The 20,854-nt window shown below is 26.6% G+C and carries 19 protein-coding genes; 18 read left to right on the top strand and 1 reads right to left on the bottom strand.

Annotated elements, in window-relative coordinates:
* Positions 1-13 precede the first annotated feature (13 nt).
* The 7 genes from pepF (at position 14) to Q1J60_RS02185 (ending at position 7,810) form a co-directional block, all read left to right on the top strand.
* A complete protein-coding gene (gene pepF / locus Q1J60_RS02215; protein WP_300257887.1) occupies positions 14-1,813 on the top strand; it encodes an oligoendopeptidase F in 1,800 nt (599 codons plus the stop codon).
* A gap of 17 nt (positions 1,814-1,830) precedes the next feature.
* Entirely contained in the window at positions 1,831-2,859 is a 1,029-nt protein-coding gene (locus Q1J60_RS02210) for a rhomboid family intramembrane serine protease (RefSeq protein ID WP_300257884.1), read from the top strand.
* A 219-nt stretch (positions 2,860-3,078) separates the two neighbouring features.
* Positions 3,079-4,050: a YkvA family protein gene (locus Q1J60_RS02205; RefSeq protein WP_300257881.1), complete on the top strand. Its 972-nt coding sequence runs from the start codon at positions 3,079-3,081 to the stop codon at positions 4,048-4,050.
* Between the two features lie 14 nt (positions 4,051-4,064).
* Entirely contained in the window at positions 4,065-4,694 is a 630-nt protein-coding gene (locus tag Q1J60_RS02200) for a ribonuclease H1 domain-containing protein (RefSeq protein WP_300257878.1), read from the top strand.
* A 78-nt stretch (positions 4,695-4,772) separates the two neighbouring features.
* Positions 4,773-4,934: a YtxH domain-containing protein gene (locus Q1J60_RS02195; protein ID WP_300257876.1), complete on the top strand. Its 162-nt coding sequence runs from the start codon at positions 4,773-4,775 to the stop codon at positions 4,932-4,934.
* A gap of 292 nt (positions 4,935-5,226) precedes the next feature.
* Entirely contained in the window at positions 5,227-6,528 is a 1,302-nt protein-coding gene (locus Q1J60_RS02190) for a helix-turn-helix domain-containing protein (RefSeq protein WP_300257873.1), read from the top strand.
* 16 nt (positions 6,529-6,544) lie between these two features.
* Positions 6,545-7,810, top strand: coding sequence for a helix-turn-helix domain-containing protein (locus Q1J60_RS02185; protein ID WP_300257870.1), 1,266 nt, complete (start codon positions 6,545-6,547; stop codon positions 7,808-7,810).
* Between the two features lie 406 nt (positions 7,811-8,216).
* Here Q1J60_RS02185 and Q1J60_RS02180 read toward each other — a convergent pair whose 3' ends face one another.
* The gene (locus Q1J60_RS02180) at positions 8,217-10,277 is read right to left on the bottom strand and encodes a helix-turn-helix domain-containing protein (protein WP_300257867.1); all 2,061 of its coding nucleotides are present in this window, start codon (positions 10,275-10,277) and stop codon (positions 8,217-8,219) included.
* 263 nt (positions 10,278-10,540) lie between these two features.
* Here Q1J60_RS02180 and Q1J60_RS02175 point away from each other — a divergent pair, with 263 nt between their 5' ends.
* The 11 genes from Q1J60_RS02175 (at position 10,541) to hemB (ending at position 20,826) form a co-directional block, all read left to right on the top strand.
* Entirely contained in the window at positions 10,541-10,822 is a 282-nt protein-coding gene (locus Q1J60_RS02175) for a GIY-YIG nuclease family protein (protein ID WP_300257865.1), read from the top strand.
* On the top strand, positions 10,800-11,420 hold the full coding sequence (locus Q1J60_RS02170; protein WP_300257862.1) for a DUF2238 domain-containing protein: 621 nt from the start codon (positions 10,800-10,802) through the stop codon (positions 11,418-11,420). Before Q1J60_RS02175 ends, Q1J60_RS02170 begins: the two co-directional genes overlap by 23 nt.
* Positions 11,421-11,599: 179 nt before the next feature.
* A complete protein-coding gene (locus Q1J60_RS02165; RefSeq protein WP_300257860.1) occupies positions 11,600-12,292 on the top strand; it encodes a Crp/Fnr family transcriptional regulator in 693 nt (230 codons plus the stop codon).
* A gap of 239 nt (positions 12,293-12,531) precedes the next feature.
* Complete coding sequence (gene asrA, locus Q1J60_RS02160) at positions 12,532-13,548, top strand: anaerobic sulfite reductase subunit AsrA (RefSeq protein ID WP_300257857.1); 1,017 nt, start codon at positions 12,532-12,534, stop codon at positions 13,546-13,548.
* Positions 13,541-14,332, top strand: coding sequence for an anaerobic sulfite reductase subunit AsrB (gene asrB, locus Q1J60_RS02155; protein WP_300257855.1), 792 nt, complete (start codon positions 13,541-13,543; stop codon positions 14,330-14,332). Before asrA ends, asrB begins: the two co-directional genes overlap by 8 nt.
* A 13-nt stretch (positions 14,333-14,345) precedes the next feature.
* Positions 14,346-15,326: a sulfite reductase subunit C gene (gene asrC, locus Q1J60_RS02150; protein WP_300257852.1), complete on the top strand. Its 981-nt coding sequence runs from the start codon at positions 14,346-14,348 to the stop codon at positions 15,324-15,326.
* 232 nt (positions 15,327-15,558) lie between these two features.
* Entirely contained in the window at positions 15,559-16,761 is a 1,203-nt protein-coding gene (gene hemA / locus Q1J60_RS02145) for a glutamyl-tRNA reductase (RefSeq protein WP_300257849.1), read from the top strand.
* Positions 16,725-17,381, top strand: a complete 657-nt coding sequence (locus Q1J60_RS02140) for an NAD(P)-dependent oxidoreductase (protein ID WP_300257846.1) — start codon at positions 16,725-16,727, stop codon at positions 17,379-17,381. The genes hemA and Q1J60_RS02140 overlap by 37 nt, the downstream gene beginning before the upstream one ends.
* Before the next feature lie 60 nt (positions 17,382-17,441).
* The gene (gene hemC, locus Q1J60_RS02135) at positions 17,442-18,317 is read left to right on the top strand and encodes a hydroxymethylbilane synthase (protein WP_300257843.1); all 876 of its coding nucleotides are present in this window, start codon (positions 17,442-17,444) and stop codon (positions 18,315-18,317) included.
* Between the two features lie 8 nt (positions 18,318-18,325).
* Positions 18,326-19,804: a uroporphyrinogen-III C-methyltransferase gene (gene cobA, locus Q1J60_RS02130; RefSeq protein ID WP_300257840.1), complete on the top strand. Its 1,479-nt coding sequence runs from the start codon at positions 18,326-18,328 to the stop codon at positions 19,802-19,804.
* A gap of 56 nt (positions 19,805-19,860) precedes the next feature.
* Entirely contained in the window at positions 19,861-20,826 is a 966-nt protein-coding gene (gene hemB, locus Q1J60_RS02125; RefSeq protein ID WP_300257838.1) for a porphobilinogen synthase, read from the top strand.
* Positions 20,827-20,854 lie beyond the last annotated feature (28 nt).

The following is a 20,854-nucleotide window of genomic DNA, read 5'->3' as shown; positions in this document are numbered from 1 at the left end:
AAGGAGAATTAAAATGAATGAGGTTAAAAAACTTAGAAGAAGAGATGAAATTCTAGAATGTGATAAGTGGAGAATTGATAAAATTTATGAAACTCCCGCTAAATGGAGTGAAGAATTAAATAAGTTAAAAGAGGAGGCTCCAAAATTAAAAGATTTTGAGGGGAAGTTAGCAAATAAGGAAGAGTTAAAAGCTTTTCTTGTATTAAATGAAAAATTAAGTAGAAAACTTGGTAAACTATATGTTTATGCTCACATGAGAAGTCATGAGGATACATCTAATCCTGAAATGCAAGCTTTAGTGAATAAAATAGATCCATATTCAGCAGAGTTTTCAAGCTATACAGCATATTTCGTTCCAGAAATACTAAGCTTAAAAGAAGGAACAATAGAAAATTTCATAAATGATGATAAGGATTTAGAAAAGTATAAAATATATTTTGAAATGATATTAAATGAAAAGCCACATGTATTATCAAAGGAAGTTGAGGCTATTTTAGCTTCTGTATCAGATTGTTTAGGAGCTCCAGAGAGTATATATTCAATGCTTACTAATTCAGATATAACTTTTGGAGAGATACTAGATGAAAATGGTTTAAAAGTAGAATTAACTGAAGGGAACTATAGTTCTTTTATAAAGAGCAAAGATAGAAAGGTAAGAGAGGCTGCCTTTAAACTTTTATTTGGAACATATAAGAAGTATGAAAATACTTTAGCAACAAGCTTATCAAGCTCTATTAAAAACTTTGTTTTTGAAAGTAAAACAAGAAAATATAACAGTTCTTTAGAGGCTTCTTTAAAACCTAATAATATTCCAGTAGAAGTTTACTATAATGCTTTAAAAACTGTAGATGAAAATATAGAGGCTCTTCATAGATATGTTAGAATTAAGAAAAAACTTCTTAACTTAGATGAAATTCATATGTATGATTTATATGTTCCAGTTATAGAAAGTAAAAAAGAACATTTAGAATATAAGGATGCCATAAGTTTAGTTAAAGAAGGATTAAATCCTTTAGGAAAAGAATATTTAGATATATTCAATGAAGGAATAAATGAAGGTTGGATAGATGTATATGAAAATAAAGGAAAGAGAAGTGGAGCTTATTCATGGGGATCCTATGATACTATGCCATATGTATTATTAAACTATAATTATGAGTTAAATGATGCTTCAACTTTGGCTCATGAAATGGGTCATTCAATACATTCTTATTATACTAGAAAGACTCAACCTTATATTTATGGAGATTATAGTCTTTTCTGTGCAGAGGTTGCTTCAACAACTAATGAAATTTTACTTATACATCATTTAATAGAGAAAGAAACTGATAAAAATAAAAAGTTATATCTAATAAATCAAGAACTAGAGCAAATAAGAACAACTGTCTTTAGACAATTAATGTTTGCAGACTTTGAACTAAAAACTCATGAAGCTATTGAAAAGGGAGAATCTCTTACATCAGAAATTTTATGTAAAATGTGGAAAGATATAAATATTAAATATTTTGGTGAAGATATGAATGTAGATGAAGAAATATCTATAGAATGGGCTAGAATACCTCATTTTTATTCTGACTTCTATGTATATCAATATGCTACAGGATATTCAGCAGCAGCTTCATTTGCAAATTCAATTCTTACAAAAGGAGAAGAAGCTGTTGAAAAGTATAAAGGTTTCCTAAAGGCTGGAGGGTCAATGTATCCTATAGATACATTAAAAATGGCTGGGGTAGATATGACAACTTCTAAGCCTCTTAAAGATACATTAGATAGATTTAATGAACTTTTGGATATGTTAGAAGAAATTATTTAGAAAATTAAGGAGAGGCGATGAGTAAATTTGAGCAAGATTATTTTAACTTACTTATAAATAATTATGGTTTTTATGTAGAAGACTTAAAAGGAAAACAGGATAAAGAATTATGGATAGCTTTAAAAACAGTTAAAGATGATGGGAAATATGCAGTTATAATATCAAAGTCTTATGAAGAGGAAGAAAATTTAAAAATTGCAGAAGATTATTTAAGAAGTTTAGATAAACCATATTCTCTTCATAATATAATTCTTTATAAAAGCTATGATAGCACTGAAAAAAGTGATGAAGACTTTTCTATAGATGAGAATTGTCATAGAATAGTTGTAGATGTTCAGAAAAAAGAGGTTTTAAATAGTGATAGGAACTCTGAGCCTCTAACAAAAATATTAGAATTTTTATTGAAAAAGAAAGAAGAACCAAAGGTTCCTTGGTATAAGAAACTAAGATGTGGAAAAGTTACAGGAATATTGATTGGTTTAAATATTTTAGCCTTTTTAGTTTGTCTTATAATAGCTACTGCTTTAGGAGCTGGATTCTTTAGAAATATAGTAGCGGTAAATCCACAAATTTTATACTGGATGGGTGCTAAGCATAATAATGCAATAATATTCCATGAAGAATATTATAGATTAGTAACATCTATGTTTTTGCATGGTGGAATAGCCCATCTTTTATTTAATATGTATGCCTTATATATATTAGGAGATTTCATAGAAAGAGTTTATGGAGCGAAAAAATATTTAGCTATCTATTTTGTTTCAGGTATAGTAGCGAGTATATTTAGCTTATATTTTTCACCAGTTATGGGAGTTGGAGCATCAGGAGCTATATTTGGACTTTTAGGAGCAGCTTTAGTTTTTGCTTATAATGAAAAAGATAGGATTGGTAAAGGGTTAGTAACTAACATAATAGTTATTATATTGTTAAATGTATTTATCGGTCTAGCAATGTCTAATATAGATATATATGCTCATTTTGGTGGATTTATAGCAGGAGCTATTTTAGGGCTTTTCTTCCATAATTATAAAATAATAAGAAAATAAAAACAAAAACTCTTCTGTTTTAATAAGTGCAGAGGAGTTTTTTTATTTATTTAACAGGAATTTTAATATATATATAATTAATATTTAGCTTAATTTTTTTAGAGTTTATATTATTTATTCCCTAATAGAAATTCCATAGTATAATTTACCTTCAAAATTAAAAGTAAATACTATATACTAAAAGATGAATAATTATTAAATAATAAGGGGAGAATTATTTTGCAAATTTCAAATTTAGATATAAAATTAACTTCAGATGACTTAATGAGCTTTATTAATGATTTTGTAAAAATTAAAGGTTTAGAAATAAAGAGTTTAAAAATAAATAATAGCATAGAAGTAGAAGGCGTATTCAAAAAGGTTCTTGCTTTAGGATTTAAGGCAACTTTGGATGTTTTAGGAGTAGAAGGAGATAATCTTGTTGTAGGATTTTCAAAAGCTAAACTTATGAGTGTTGGAATTTTAAAGCCTTTTAGAAGAATAGGTTTAAAAATAGCTTTAAAAGGTTTTAAAAATCAGGGAATCTTAGTTAAAGAGGATAAAATACTTGTAGGTTATAAAACAATATTAGGTAAGATATCTTTCTTAAATTTAAATTTTAAGGACTTGAAAATTGAAGGAGATATTTTAGATATTGGATTAGAAAAAATAGATTTAGAGCTTTCAAAGATTAAAGAACCTGTTTTAGAAATAGAAGTAAGAGGTGATATTGAAGAAGAGCAAAAGAGTGATGATTACATAATGAGCATAGATGTGCAAAAAGTTCAGGATATGTACACAAGTAGCAGAGAATATGTGGTTAATTATATTCCAGAGAAAGCTAAAGATTATAAGGATTATATTATGTTTTTACCTGATATAGTAGCTTTAATATTTAGACTTTTAAAAGATAGTAGGGTTCCTATTAAGACTAAGGCTGTAGTAGGTGCTTCTTTAGGGTATGTAGCTTGTCCTTTTGATATATTACCAGATAAAATACCTTTCATTGGTGCATTAGATGATTTAAGTGTAGTTTTCTTTGCTTTAAATAGAATAATAAATGATGTGGATATAAATGTTATATTAGAAAATTGGCAAGGGGAAAATGAATTTGTAGTTATTTTAAGAAAGACTGTAGAATTCCTTAGTGGATTTACAGGTGCTAATAATTTGGATAATATATATGAAGTTATAGATGTAATAACTAATTAAGAAGAGGTGAAATAATGGCTAAAAAATATTATGCTATAGCAAAAGGAAAATCAGGTATTCCTAAGATTGTTGAAACTTGGCCAGAATGTCAAAAAGAAGTAATAGGCTTTAAGGGAGCTAAGTATAAGAGTTTTACTTCAAAGGAAGAAGCAAATCAATTTATTGCTATTAATGAAAATGGAGGAAGCTTTACAGAAGTTAAAGGAAATGAAGAAGTTAAGGACGATTTAATTTATATTTATGTAGATGGTAGCTTTATGGTTCATAAAGAAAATTATTCTTATGGCTTTTTAGTAGTAAAAAATGATGAAATTTTATATGAAGATAATGGAGTTGGATCTGATAAAGTAGCAATAGCCTTAAGAAATGTATCAGGAGAAGTTGAAGGAGCTATGAAAGCAATTGAATATGCAATAGAAAATGGATATAAGGATATAGTCCTTTGCTATGATTATCAGGGAATAGAGAGCTGGGCTTTAGGAACTTGGAAAAGAAATAATATAATAACTCAAAATTATCATGAGTTTATGCAAGAAAAATTTAAAGTTATAAAGGTTAGATTTAAAAAAATAAAGGGACACAGTGGAAATAAATTCAATGATAGAGCAGATATACTTGCCAAAAAAGCATTAGAAAGTCTTTAATTCTATGAATTACCTCTAATAAAAATGATTTAATTAGACAAACTAGATATGAAATCATTATTAAAAGAGGTGATTATTATGGCAAATAAATTAATGACTACTTTAGCCATAGGTGCTGTTGGAGCAGCTGTTGGTATGATGGTAACTCCAAATTTAGACAGAAAAACTCAAAGAGCTATTAAAAAGGCTTCAAGAAGAATGATTGATGCAGCCGGCGAAAGTATGGGATGGATGGAATAACTTATAAAAAAAGCAGCTTTAAGGCTGCTTTTTTTATTTATAGAATTTTTTATTGTGTAGAGAAATTTTTGATTATAATATATAATATTTTAAAGAATAATTGTATATATTAAAAAAATAAAAAATATAATTTATTAAAATTAAAGTATGTAATTAAAAATGTTAAAAAATGCACAAACACATAGATTTTTTTACAAAAATACTGAATAATTGACATTGAAACCTAAATTTATGATATAATTTAATTGGTTATGAATGTTAAAATAATAACAGTAAGAGGATGATTTAAGCTATGGAAATATTATCATTGGGAGAAAAAATAAAAAGAAGAAGAAAAGAATTAAATATGACTCTTAAGGAATTAGCTGGAGAGAGAATAACACCAGGACAAATAAGTTTAGTAGAGTCAGGAAGATCTAATCCTTCAATGGATCTGTTAGAGTATATTGCAATCACATTAAATACTTCTGTTGAATATCTAATGGAAACAGAAAAAACACAAGCGGAGAAGATATGTTTATATTACGAGCAAATAGCAGAAAGTGCTATTTTAAATGATGATATAAAAAAAGGTGATAAATTTATAGAATATGCAATATATTATGCTGATAAGTATGATTTAATATATAGAAAAGCTAAAAACTTAGCATTAAAGGCTGAGATGTATTTAAAAAGCGAAGAATATGTTTTAGCACAACAATATTTCTTATCTGCAAATATGTTATTTTTACAAATAAATAGTAATATAGATATGGTAAAAACATATTTAAATATAGCAAAAATAAGCTTACATTCAAAAGCATATTATTCAGCTAATTCATATTTAAAAGAAGCTGAAAAGATATATATAAATAATAAATTAACTGAAGATTTGCTTTTAGGAGAAATATATTATTTAATATCAAAAACATACTTTTTTATTGAAAATTTACCGAAGGCAATAAATTTTGCGTTTTTATCAAAAAGTGAATTTGAAAAAGTTTACAATAGGAAAGCTTATGCTAAGAGTTTAGAATTACTAGCAGAAGAGCATGCTAAAGTTGGTGATTTAGAAAGTGCAATAGCATATTCAAAACAAAGTCTTAACGTTTATAAAGAATTAGAACAATTAGATAAAATAAGTTCAATAGAAGATTCTTTAGGAAAATTATTTTTTGAATTTGACAATATAGAAGAATCATTTGAGCATTATAATAGAGCTATGAAAATAAGAGAAGAAAATACTGATTCTAAACTTTTAGATACTTTATTTAATTTATGTGAAAATCATATTAAGACAAAAAATATGGTTAAATGCATAGAGATTCTTAATGAAATAAAAAATAAATTAAATGTAAGTGATGTTAATAGATTAATAGAATATAAGATTCTGACTTTTAGAATAGAAGTCTTACAAAATAATATAAAAGAAGCAGAAAATATTTTATTAGATACACTTGAAATTGCTAAGAGAAATGATATGAAAAAGAAAGAGGCAGACATATCTATAAGACTAGGTAAATTTTATTTAGAGCTTAAAAGAGATTATGAAGCGGCTAAGTACTTAGAAAAGGGTATAAATAATCTGAAAAATTTGGGTGTAATTAAAAGTTAAGGTACAGGTGAGAGTGATGGATTTTTTATCTACTGGAGAGAAAATAAAAAGAGCTAGAATATATAAAGGTTTAACATTAAGACAACTTTGTGAAGATGATGTATCTATATCTAGAATGAGTTGTATAGAAAATGGAAAAGTAAAAGCAGATAAATGGGTGCTAGAGTTAGTTTCTAAAAGATTAGATTTAGAGCTTGATTATCTTTTATGTGATGATATAACACAATTAAATAAGTCTATTGATAAATATATTGATAAGAAAGTTTTAACTGAAAGTGAAGCTGATGAACTAAAAGATTACTTAGAATATTCTTTAAGTAAAGAATATGAAGATATTTCTGTAAAACTTATGCATATTTTATTTATAAATTATACTAATATTAGGGAATTTAAAAAAGCAAAGGATTTATTAAATGAGTATTCAAACATATACGAAAGTAATAAAGATAGTAAAAGATTATATTATGAGGATTTAGCTTTATACTTTACAGTAAGAAAGAATTTTGCAGATGCAATAACATATTATAACATGCTTTTAGATTTCTTATTAAAAGATGGAATAGAAAAAAATAATGAAATTTATATAAAAAATGCTACAGCGTTAGCAATATGTAATTATAGAGTTGGAAATATAGAGAAGTGTAGAGAAATAATAAAAGATATTTTCTGTATTGAGGGGATTGATCTTAATAGTAAGTATTTAGGAGAAGCTCAAGGTATTTTAGCTATTTTAGAATTGTTACAAAAAAATAGTGAAGAGTTTGAAAGAAATTATAGTTATTATAAAAAAAAGATAGATTGCAATTCTTACAATTGGAAAAGAATAAATAGTCTTATTATTGATGCTTTCTTAAAATGTGGAAAATATGAAGAAGCCCAAAAGCTTACTGAAGAATCTATAGAAAAGATTAATAAAGAAGATAAAATAGGATATATAGAGCTTTTATTATTCATAATAAATGTATATAATGCTAATGGATGTATAGAAAGTGTTAAGGAATATTGTGAATTATCACTAGAGCTATCAATAAATAAAAATAATATGTTCTTTATAGAGAGAAGTTATTACTTTAAAGCAGAATTAAGTAAAAATGAGAGAAATGATATGCAATGGGAAATGTATATGAATTTAGCAACAGATCTTTTACTTAAGTTTGGTACATATGAAGAGAAGAGAGAAAGATATTTAGAAATGGCTGATCTTTATCACTATTTAGATGACACTAATGAAGCTTTAAAATATTTAAGTTTTTCCATAAAAGAAGTAGAGAATTTATATTAATATATAATTAAGTAGTTGTATTAAAATTATCAATATACTTTAAAAAGTTAATTTGATACAACTTCTTAATTTTATTTTAAAATGAAAGAAGAGCTAGAATATTAAATTCTAGCTCTTTTAATATATATTTAATCTCTATAAAATAAGTCCATTGTTTGTTGTAAAAAACTTAATTTGCAATTAAAACAATTTAAATTAATCGGTCTAAAAAATTTTTTTAGCCTTGCCATAAAAATACCTTCTTTCATATATTCTCTTTTCTTTTATATTTATATTATATATCTATTTTCTTAATAAAATAATTTGCATTTATGTTTAAAAAAATGTACAAATGTAAGAAAAGTTTTTAAGGAAAATATTTGAAAAAGGCAAAAAAGTACTCTTTTTTCATGGTTATTATACAATATTAAACTTTTTTTAGTATAAATAGTTCTGCACAATATCCTTGAAGTGTTGTTTGGATATTTAAAATAGTATTTTTTTTTGCGTACTTAAACTCTATTTTAGGATATGAAGCTTGGAATAATATATCCTTTTCTGCTTTTTTTAATCTTTTAGGTTTTCCCATGGAAAGCCAGTAATTAAATGAAGAGCCAAAGTTTTCCCCAATGGTGTATTTAGTTATTCTAACATCATTATCTAAATCAAGTAAGTTTAAGGAAAGTTTTTTATCTACTAAGTCTTTAACTCCTCTTAACTTAGTAAAGTTTTTAAAATCTATAAGAGAGTCAATTTCATCGTTATAGGTATATATAAGAAGTTGATATTCATCCTCTGACTTAGTTAGTATATATCCATCTCCTTTATAAAGAAGAGTATTTCCTAATTTGCTTAAAAAATAGTAAGCATAATAAGATGGTTTTTTAATTCCTTTATCATTTACCATTGCTGGATAGCCAAAGAAAACTTCATTTGTAATATCAATTTGTCTATCTAAGGCATCAAAGGCTTTTATAAAATTCAATTTGCTTCCTGAACTTATAGTATTGTGAATTATAAATGGAAGCATATAAGCAGTATCATATATTAAATCTATTTTATTGTTTGGAGTATATAGTTCATTTACTAAAGATAAATCTTTAGATTGAAATAAGCCAATTAAAGAATTTTTTAGCTCTTCATTAAATGTAGAGGTGAATTGGAATTTTAAATCTGTCAATTCAAAACTTTCTACCTCACTGAAAAAGTCTATGAAGGATTTTATAACATCTAAAAAATTATCATTAGAATATCCAGAATCATCTAGAACTATTAAAGGTATTAAATCTAATGAAGATATATATTCAAAAATATCAAAGGTCCTAGTCCAGTTAAAGAATTTTGAGCCAGGGAATATTCCCATGTCTGATGAGAATACATTTAGAAGTCTTATATAGTTATAACCTATATGATCTTGAATGTCTTCAACAATATCTTGGTTATCTTCTAATAATAAATCAAAGGCATCTCCTACATTAAGAACCTCTTTAAAGTACTTATTAAATTCAGTGCCTTCAGTATTCATGTTAAAAGTAAGTTTATGAATCTTATCTTCATAATTAAATCTTGGATAATCATCTAAATAATAAGAAAGTTCTTCAAGACTATCAGATAATGGATAGTATGTTATTTCTTTTTGTTTGTTATATTCCTTTTCGCTTATTTTATGTTTTTTTCTAAATTGAAGAGGAGTGCAATTATAATAAGCCTTAAAATGTTTATTAAAATAACGAGTATGAGAAAAGCCTATTTCATAGGAAATTTCAGATAATGATTTATCAGTATCTAAAAGAAGTTTTACTGATTCTTCAACTCTAGTTAAGTTTAGAAGGTCTGTAAAGCTTAGTCCGGTTGCATATTTTATTTCATGGGAAAGGTAGTGAGTACTAAGAAACTCAGTATTAGCAATATCTTTTAAAGTTATATTTTTATTATAGTTATTATATATATATTTAGAAATTCTATGATATCTTTCTAGTAGCATATTATTCTCATGAATTTCATCATTATCATATAAAAGATAGTGGAAATTATTTAAAAGGTGAAATAAAAGCTCTACTAGGGATTTCTCTATATATTTATCATAGTCATCTACTTTTTGAGCTTCTTCACATAATATAATGGATAAAAATACTCTAAGTTTATCGTAAGATTCATCACTTTGAGCACCTTCATCAGAGGTGTTAGTATAGAAAAACATATTTTCTATATCACTATAGTATTTTTCAAAAAAGTGTGGATCTATTTTAAATATTAAAACTCTATTATCCTCATTAGAATAAATTCTATGAGTTTGTTCTGTGTTTACTATTTCAATTTCATCTTCTTGTAGCTCATAACTGTCAGTATCTATATCTACTTTTATGCTACCTTTAAGAACATAAATTATTTCTATTGCATCATGCCAATGCAATGGGTAGTTTTTTATGTTTACATAAGATATGGTTACAGGTATGTCTGAAGGAAAATTAACATATTCTTTTCTCACTAAAAAAACTCCTTTATATAATGGGATTAAACCAAATTCTAAATAATATTTGTTTATATAAATTTAGTTGAATTTACTTAACAGAATTAATTTTTTAAAAGATTTTTATACTAATAATCTAATCAATTAGTGTAAAATTAAATAAAATCTTTTTTATTAATATTATATCTTAATAAATTTTAAAAATAAAATTTGTTAAATAATTTTATAGAGTCAGTTGATAAAAATATTAGTATGATTTAATATTAAAAATGGTGATTACTTTGAATTATGTTTATATTTTAAAATGCAAAGATGAATCTTTATATACTGGATGGACTAATAATTTAGAAAAAAGAATACAAGCACATAACAATGGGGCTGGAGCTAAATATACTAGAGGAAGAGGACCAGTAAAACTTGTTTATTTTGAATCTTTTGACAATAAGAGAGAGGCTCAAAGTAGAGAATATTATATAAAGAAACTTACAAGAAATCAAAAGTTAAAACTAATAAGTAGTAAGAGTATTAAGGAGGAAAATTATGAAAAAGAAATTAACCTATGATATTTATTTTGAAATTATTTTTTATATTTTACTTTTAGGGTATTTAATATATGGAATAATAAATAAAGATTTGATTTTATTATACTCAACAGGTTTAACATTTATAACCTTAATTTTACCTAGACTTTTATGTAAAGTTGCAAAAATAAAATTATCTCCATTTTTAAATTTTATAATTATAGGCTTTATATTTATTTCAATGTTTTTAGCTAAGGTAAATAACTTTTATGCTATACGACATTGGGATACATTTTTACATACAGTATCTGGAATATTGACCTTTATACTTGGATATATGTTATTTTTATATCTTAATAATTATAAAACTGATAATGTAAATTCTTTGGTTATAGCTATTTTTTCTATGATATTTGGAATTGCTTGCACAGCAATATGGGAAACATGGGAGTTCTTTACTGATCAAACCTTTGGATTAACTGCTCAAATAAGTTTATTTGATACTATGAAAGATATAATAACAGGAAGTGTATTTCCTATAATTTTAGCTCCATCTTTAAATAAGTTTTTAAAGGGAAAACAAAATAGATTATTTCAAGATTTAACAGACTTTATGAGAGAAAACAATAAAAGAAAATAGATTAAACAAGAAAATGATGTATCAAAATAATTAGATTATAAGTTTTAGTTTTGGTACATCATATTTTTATATAAAAAAATATTGATTTATTAATTAATTTCTATTATTTAATTAAGTTTTGTGTTAAATTAGATTATATTGTTTTTGAATACTAAGATTTTTATAGAGTGGGAGATATTATGAAAACATTAAGTATTGATAAATTAAAAGGTATAAGTTTCTTTTCTGAACTTAATGATGAAACTTTGAAATATATAGAGAAAAATTCTAAAGTTTTAAAAAAGAAAAAGGGAGAGCATATTTTTAGAGATAAAGATAAGGTTCAAGAGATTTTTATTATTTTAAAAGGAAAAGTAACACTATATAAAATGAATGAATACGGGCAAAAAAGAATAGTTTATATACTTGGAGAGGAAAGCTTTTTAAACGAAGTAATAGTTGATGATTTGTCTTCATCAATAAATGGAGAAGCTTTTGAAAACTCAATAATACTAAGTATAGATAAAAATAAATTATTGAATATAATGAGCCAAGATTTTGAACTTACAAAGATTGTCTTAAATGAAATGAGCAAAAAGGTAAGAAGATTATATAGACAAATGAAAAATGTAACTCCAATAAAATTAGAAAAAAGAGTAGCAGCAAAGCTTTGGAAATTAAGTAAGGATTATGGAAAAGAAGTGTCAAGTGGTACACTTATTGATTTAGATATAAGTATAACTTACTTAGCAGATATGTTTGGTTCTCCACGGGAAAGTGTATCTAGAGCTATTAAAACTTTAAGAGATGAAAATTTAATAATAAAAGAAAATAAAAAGATAATAGTACCTGATAGAGAGAGAATTGCTACCTATTTTAAATCATTAACATAAATAATATTTTAAAAATTAAATGTTATTAGTGTTTACTTATTTTTTTGTTTTGTAATTTAAGAATTTTTATAGTGTAACAAAAATCACATACTCAATAAAACTTTATTCTTATAATAGACTTTGTTAAATTCTTAATTATCAAAATGTTATAAACAAATGAGAGAAAAATCTTTCATTAGTATAATCTATTAGAATTTATTTAATTTCAAAATAAAGTTAAATTTAAGAGGTGTTTTATTATGGGTTTAAGGCTTACAAAAGACAATTTTGATAAGATAATAGACTGTTTAAAAAAAGAATATAAGATATACGCTCCTAAAGTTATGGAAGGTAAAGGTAGATTTTCAGATACTGACATGACAAGATATGGAGAAATAGATTCTATAAATGATATTGAGTTTTCAAAGAAGTCAGATTTCTCATATAAAGAAGTTTTACTTCCGATAACTCAAACTTTATTCTTCTTTACTGAAGATAAGTTTATGGAAGCAAGTGTAGAGGAAAAGAATATATTAATTTTCTTAAGAAGCTGTGATATGCATTCATTAAGAAGAATTGATGATATATATTTAAGAAATGGTTTTGAAGATCCTTATTATAAAAAACTAAGAGAAAAAGCTAAATTTATAGTAATGGGATGTGAAAACAGCTTTGATAATTGTTTCTGTGTAAGCATGGGAACTAATAAAACAGATGAATATTCAGCATATATAGGATTAGATAATGATGAAATTTTATTAGATATAAAAGATGAAGAATTATTAAAAATCTTTGAAGCAGTAGAAAGTAATAAAGAAGAAGTTTCGCCAAAGTTTGTAGAAGAAAATGAAACTAAGGTTGAAGTTCCAGAAGGAATTGATTTAAACATAATCAAATCAACTGTATGGAATGAATACTCAGAAAGATGTATAGCTTGTGGAAGATGTAATTTTGTATGTCCAACATGTACTTGTTTCACAATGCAAGATGTATTCTACAAAGATAATGAAAATGCAGGTGAAAGAAGAAGAGTTTGGGCTTCATGTCAAGTAGATGGATATACAGATATGGCTGGTGGACATAGCTTTAGAAAAGATAAAGGTCAAAGAATGAGATTTAAAGTTATGCACAAAGTATATGACTACAAAAAGAGATGGGGATACCATATGTGTGTTGGATGTGGCAGATGTGATGATATCTGTCCAGAATACATATCTTTTTCAGAATGTGTAAATAAACTTAAAGATGCTGTAGAAGAGGTGAAAGATAATGCATAATGAATATACTCCTTTTATATCAAAAATATTAAACGTAAAAAAACATACTGATATAGAATATACTTTTAGAATGGAATTTAAAGGCGATGTTAAACCAGGACAATTCTTTGAAGTTTCTCTTCCAAAGTTTGGAGAGGCTCCAATATCAGTAAGTGGTATAGGAGAAGACTATGTGGAACTTACAATAAGAAGAGTTGGAGTAGTAACAAATGAAATATTTGAAAAATACGAAGGAGATAAACTTTTCTTAAGAGGACCTTATGGTAATGGGTTTGATGTTAATAACTATAAAGGAAAAGAAGTTATAGTTGTTGCTGGAGGAACTGGTCTTTCACCAGTTAAAGGAATAGTAGATTATTTCTCACAAAATCCACAAGATGCAGAAAGTTTTACTCTTATAAGTGGATTTAAAGGACCAAATGATATTCTTTTCAAAGATGACATGAAAGAATGGGAAAAGAATATGAATATGATCATAACTGTTGATGTAGCTAAAGAAGGTTATGAAGGAAATACAGGACTTGTAACTAAGTACATTCCTGAACTAGAAATAAAAGATATAGATAACGTTCAAGTTATAGTTGTTGGTCCTCCAATGATGATGAAGTTTACAGTTTTAGAATTCTTAAAAAGAGGAATTAAAGAGGAAAATATTTGGATATCTCAAGAAAGAAAAATGTGTTGTGGATTAGGTAAATGTGGACACTGCAAAATTGATGATACATACATATGCTTAGATGGACCAGTATTCAACTACACTAAGGGTAAACTTTTAATAGATTAGGAGGAAAAGGACTATGTCTTTAGATATAAATACTAAAAAACTTAAGAAGAACGCTTTTAGGGTAACTAAAAGAAGAGGATATACAGCATCAAGAATAAGAGTTCCAGGTGGACATTTAGATGCTAAGTTATTACTTAACATTCAAGAAATAGCTGATACTTATGGAGATGGTACAGTTCATATCACTACTAGACAAGGTTTTGAAATACCAGGAATAGATATGAAAGATATACCAGAAGTAAATAAAAAGCTTCAACCTATTATAGAAGCTTTAGAAATAAATCAAGAAAATCCAGGAGAGGGATACAATGCAGCAGGAACAAGAAACGTTTCAGCATGTATAGGAAATAATGTTTGTCCATTTGCTAATTACAATACAACAAATTTTGCTAAGAAAATAGAAAAAGCAATATTTCCAAATGATTTACACTTCAAAATAGCTTTAACTGGATGTCCAAATGATTGTATTAAAGCTAGAATGCATGACTTTGGTATTATAGGTATGACAGAGCCACAATATGAAAGAAATAGATGTGTATCTTGTGGAGCATGTGTTAGAGCTTGTAAAAAGAAAGCTACAGGAGCTTTAAGTTTTGAAAACTTTAAAGTAGTTAGAGATGGAAGCAAATGTATTGGTTGTGGAGAATGTGTTATGAATTGCCCAACAAATGCATGGACAAGAAGCAAAGAAAAATACTACAGATTAGCTATAATGGGTAGAACAGGAAAGAAAAATCCAAGATTAGCAGAAGATTTTATCCTTTGGGTAGATGAGAATAGTATAATAAAAATTATTTTAAACACTTATAAATATGTTACAGAATATATTGATAAAAATGCTCCAGGTGGCAAAGAGCACATTGGATACATAATAGATAGAACTGGATTCATGGAATTTAAAAAGTGGGCTTTAGAAGGAGTAACTTTATCTGAAAAAGCATTAATGAAAAACAATATTTATTGGAGCGGAATACATTATACAAATGGGTTTTAATAAAAGTTTAGACTTTTATTTAGCTAGATATTGATTTAAATGGCATCTAATAAAAAGCACTCTATGATTATAGAGTGCTTTTATTTATATAAGTTATCAATTATAATAAATATGTATTTTTAATATAACTAATATAATTATTTCATTGGGCATATATAATTTTTATGATATTATAAAATAAAGTGTTTTAATAAAATTTTAACAGATGATATAGAAACTTAGGAGGCAGTTCATGATAGGAGTTATAGGGGTTAAAAGGAATGTAGAAATAGAAATAAGAGAAAAATTAGCCTTATATCCTAAAAAACATAAGAAATACGTAGAGGAATTATTAAATTCATTTAAAGAGGTTGTAATATTAAATACTTGTAATAGAACAGAGATTTATTTTAATTGCACTGAAAAGGTTTCAGAGGATGAAATTTTTAAAAAGATTTTTAGTGTGTTTAATTGGAATGATGATTTGAAAAAATATATGTTTTTATCAAAAGAAAAGAGAGCAGTAACCCATCTTATGGAGGTTATTTGTGGCTTCCATTCAAGAATTTTAGGGGAAGATCAAATTCTAGGGCAAATTAAAGATGCGTATAAAGTAGCTATTTCAGATAATAGTATTTCATCAGAATTACAAAAAATGTTTGAAATAGCTATTGGTTGTGGTAAAAAATTCAAAACAGAGTGTAAAATGTTTGAAGTTCCAGTTTCATCAGTATCAATATCCATAAATAGTGCTTTATTAAAAGGATGCAAAAAATTTATGGTATTAGGATATGGAGAGATTGGTAAATTAGCAATTAAGCATCTTTTAAGCCATAAAGTAGAGTGTATTTATTTAATAGTAAGGGATAAGAGTAAGGCAAGGGATTTAGATGGTAAATTTGTAGAAGTTTTAGATTTTAATGAAAAGAATCAAGTTATAAATGATGTTGATTGTATAGTTTCTTGTACAGCATCACCTCATACAGTGGTGAGAAATGAAGATATAGAAACTGAAGGTGAGGCAATACATATATATGATTTAGCTGTTCCAAGAGATGTTGATAAAGAATTATCAGAAAAAGAGAGAGTAATTCTTAAGGATATAGATGAAATAAGTAAGATTGATGATAAGAATAAAAAAATAAGAAAAGAAAGAATGGAAGAATATAAGAATATAGTTGAAGAAAGCGTGGAGGAGTTTTTAAACTGGCTTAAAATAAGAGAAGTTTCAAGTAGAATAAGAAGTATAAAATTAAGAGAAAATGAAATTTGTAATGAAAGAATAAAGACTTTTTCTAATAAAGGAAATGGAGAAAATGCTAAATTAGCAGAAAAAATGATAAAAAGTACAGCTGATGCTTATGTTAATAGGGCTATAGAACTTTTAAAAAGTGAAGCTTTAAAGGGAAGTGATAGTTCTTGTGTAGAAATAATAGAGAAGATATTTTTAACTTAGTACCAATAAATATTATAAGTAGTAAATTTCATGTTAAGGTAATAGGTGGAGGGAAAGCGGCCACCATAAAAGTTAAAGGATTATTAGAAAAAGGTTGTTATGTACATATTTTATCTAAGGATTTTTCAAAAGAAATTTTAAACATTGAAAATAAAAATTTGAAACTTGAAAAGGGAACCTATTATAAAGAGTTTATAAAAGAGGCTCATCTTATAATAATAGCTGTAGATGAAAGTTCGTTGGTAAATAAAATAAGCAAGGATTGTGATGATGAGTATAAACTATATTTAAATGCAGCCAATTATAAAGATGGTATGGTAGCTATTCCTTACAGTAGATGTTATGAAAATCTAGGCTTTAGCATAAGTAGCAAATTAGGATCACCTAGGATAACTAGAGCTATAGGAGAACAAGTATCAAATATTATTAAGGAAAATGACATATATTCAATTAAGGCGGCTATTATTAGAGAGAAAGCTAAAAAAGAAGAATTAAAAGATAATATAATAGAGGTTATTTCAAGTGAAGAATTTAAAAATGCTATTTTAGAAAAAAGAGAATATGAATACTTAAGAAATGTTTTAGGAGAAAAATTAGCTAATTCATTAACTGAGGATTAAAGTAAATATAACACTATGATGTATGAAAATATAAAAATAATCAATGTGAGGGTTGGATTAATGGAATTAATAATAGCGACTAGAAAAAGTAAGTTAGCACAAGTGCAAACTGAAAAAGTTATGGAACTTTTAAAAGAAAAAGAAAATGTAGATAGTAAGAAGCTTTTAGTTATGACAGAAGGTGATAGAAGACTAGATGTTTCATTAAATAAAATAGGTGGTAAGGGTCTATTTGTAAAGGAGATAGAACTAGCTCTTTTAAATAAAGAAGCCCATGGGGCAGTTCATAGTATGAAAGATGTTCCTTTTGAACTTCCTAGTGAATTTGAGCTTGTTGCAATGCCTGAAAGAGAAGATATAAGAGATGCCTTTGTCTCTTTAAATGGATCAACTTTATCTAACTTAAGAAAAGGAGCTAGAATTGGAACTAGTAGTATAAGACGTGCAGAGCAATTGAAGTTATTTAGAAACGATTTAGAGATTGTTCCAATTAGAGGTAATGTTCAAACTAGAATAAAAAAAATAACTGAAGAAAACTTAGATGGAATAATTTTAGCGGCAGCAGGATTAAAAAGACTTGGTATGGAAGATATAATAAGTGATTATTTTGATCCAAAGGTATTTTTACCTGCTATTGGTCAAGGCGCTTTAGGAATAGAGTGCTTAAAAGGTGGAGAATTTAATAATTATTTTAAAGAATTAGATAGCAAAGAGGTTAGAACTACTGTTGAAGCTGAAAGAAGCTTTATGAAGGTATTAAACGGAGGATGTCACAGTCTTATAGGTGCTTATTCAGAAGTTAAAGATAGTGACTTATATATGATAGGTACATTTACTGTAAATAATAAAATAGTCAAAAAAGATATATTAGGAAATAAAGAAGATAATATATTATTAGGAAAAAAACTTGCAGAAAAAATATTAGGAGAGATCTAGGAGGAAATATGAGTAAAAAAGCATATATAATAGGAGCAGGTCCAGGAGATGAAGAGTTATTAACAATTAAGGCAATAAATGCATTACAAAAATGTACAGCTGTCTTATATGATAGATTAGTTGGAAACAATATACTTAATTATTTAAATGATGACTGTGAGATTTATTATTGTGGAAAAGAGCCAGGATGTCATTATAAAACACAGGAAGAGATAAATGAAAGTATAGTTGAACTTGCTAAAAAAGGCCATGTTGTTGGTAGAGTAAAAGGCGGAGATCCATATGTTTTTGGAAGAGGTGGAGAGGAAGTATTAGCCTTAGTAGAAGAAAACATACCTTTTGAAGTTATTTCAGGTGTTACTTCGCCTATTTCTGTTTTAAATTATGCTGGTATACCAATAACACATAGAGGATTAGCACAGAGTTTTCATATTGTGACAGGTATGTCAGCAAGAACTTTAAATGTAAATTGGAAAGCACTAGCAAAAGAAAATGGAACATTAGTATTTATGATGGGACTTTCAAATTTAGAGACAATTGTTGAAAAACTTTTAGAAAATGGTAAAGATATAGAAACTCCTTGTGGAGTAGTAATGAGAGGAACAACTTCAAATCAAAGAAAGGTTATTGGAACATTAGAAAATATTTGCAAAAAGGTTAGAGAAGCTAAGTTGGAATCACCTTGTATAATAGTTGTTGGAGATGTCGTTTCGTTAAATGAAAAACTTTCATGGTATGAAAATTCACCTCTATTTGGAGCTAATATTTGCTTAACAAGATCTAAGGAACAATCTAAAGAGATTAAATGGAAACTAAAAGAGTTAGGTGCAGAAGTAACAGAAATAAACTCTATAAAAATAAAAGAAACTGCTAAGAATTTAGATGAATATATTAATACTTTAGAAAAATATGATCGCATAGTATTTACTTCAGTAAATGCTGTTAATGTATTCTTTAATTATTTAGTAAAAAATCAAGTTGATATAAGAAAAATAAAAGCAGATTTTGCTGTTCTAGGAAAAGCAACTAAAAAAGCTTTAGTAGCTAGAGGAATTGTCCCAACTATAGTAGCACGTTCATTTACAGCAGAAGGTTTATTTGAAGTTTTAAAAGATGATATTAAAGAAGGAGAAGAAGTATTAATTCCATGCTCTTCTCTAAGTAGAGAATATTTGTTTGATAATTTAGCTACTTTAGGAGCAAAATGTCATAGAGTTAATATTTACGATACTATATGTGGAGATATTAAAAATCCAAGAGCTTTCAATGAAGTGGATATTGTATTATATACAAGTCCTTCAACTGTTAAAAACATGATTAATATGATTGGACTTGAAAATCTTAAAGAAAAAATAAGTGTAGCTATAGGACCTGTAACATTAAAAGCTTTAAATGAAAGTGGAATAGAAGGGAAAATGTGTAAAATACATACCGGAGATGGATTTTTAAGTGAGATTGAGGAGATATGGCAAGAGGTTAAAAAATAAATTTGTGGTAAAATTAATTTTATAGGCAAATTACAAACAAATTAGGAGGAAAGATTATGATAAAGAGAGGAAGAAGACTTAGAATAAACAAGGAAATGAGAGATCTTGTTAGAGAAAATATTTTAACAGCAAATGACTTTATATTTCCTGTATTTGTAGTTGAAGGAAGTAACATAAAAAAGGAGATAAGTTCTCTGCCAGGAAACTATCATGTATCTTTAGATAGATTAAATGAAATAATTGATGAAGTGGTGGATTTAAATATAAAAGGTATTATTATATTTGGGCTTCCAGATCATAAAGATGCTTGTGGATCAGAGGCATATTCTGATAATGGAATTGTTCAAAAAGCTATTAGAAAATTAAGAGAAGATTATAAAAACTTATTAGTAATAACTGATGTTTGTATGTGTGAATATACTAGTCATGGTCATTGTGGAATAATAGAAGGAAAAGATGTAGATAATGACAAGACTTTAAGTTTCTTAAATAAAATAGCAGTTTCACATGCTAAGGCTGGTGCTCATATGGTAGCTCCTTCAGATATGATGGATGGAAGAATATTGTCTATGAGAAATGCTTTAGATGAAGCTGGATTTTTTAACGTTGGAATAATGAGTTATTCTGCAAAATATTGCTCAGCTTTCTATGGACCTTTTAGAGAAGCTGCTAATTCAGCACCACAATTTGGGGATAGAAAAACTTATCAAATGGATCCTGCAAACTCAAGAGAAGCTATAAAAGAAGTAGAGCAAGACATAGAAGAGGGTGCAGATATAGTTATGGTTAAACCTGCCTTATCATATTTAGATATTGTTAAGGAAGTAAGAAATAAAGTAGATGTACCAGTTTGTGTTTATAATGTAAGTGGTGAATTTGCTATGGTTAAGGCAGCAGCTAAACTTGGACTTATAAATGAAAAGCAAGTGGCTTTAGAAATGCTTTTATCAATGAAGAGAGCTGGTGCAGATATGATAATAACTTACTATGCTATAGAAGCTGCTAAATGGTTACAAGAATAGTTTAAGACTATAGTATAATCAAAAATAT

The sequence above is a fragment of the Clostridium sp. genome (genome assembly GCF_029258205.1).
Classification (GTDB): Bacteria; Bacillota; Clostridia; order Clostridiales; family Clostridiaceae; genus Sarcina.
The sequence above is the reverse complement of the archived record's forward strand: the minus strand, read 5'-3'. Positions and strand labels throughout refer to the sequence as shown.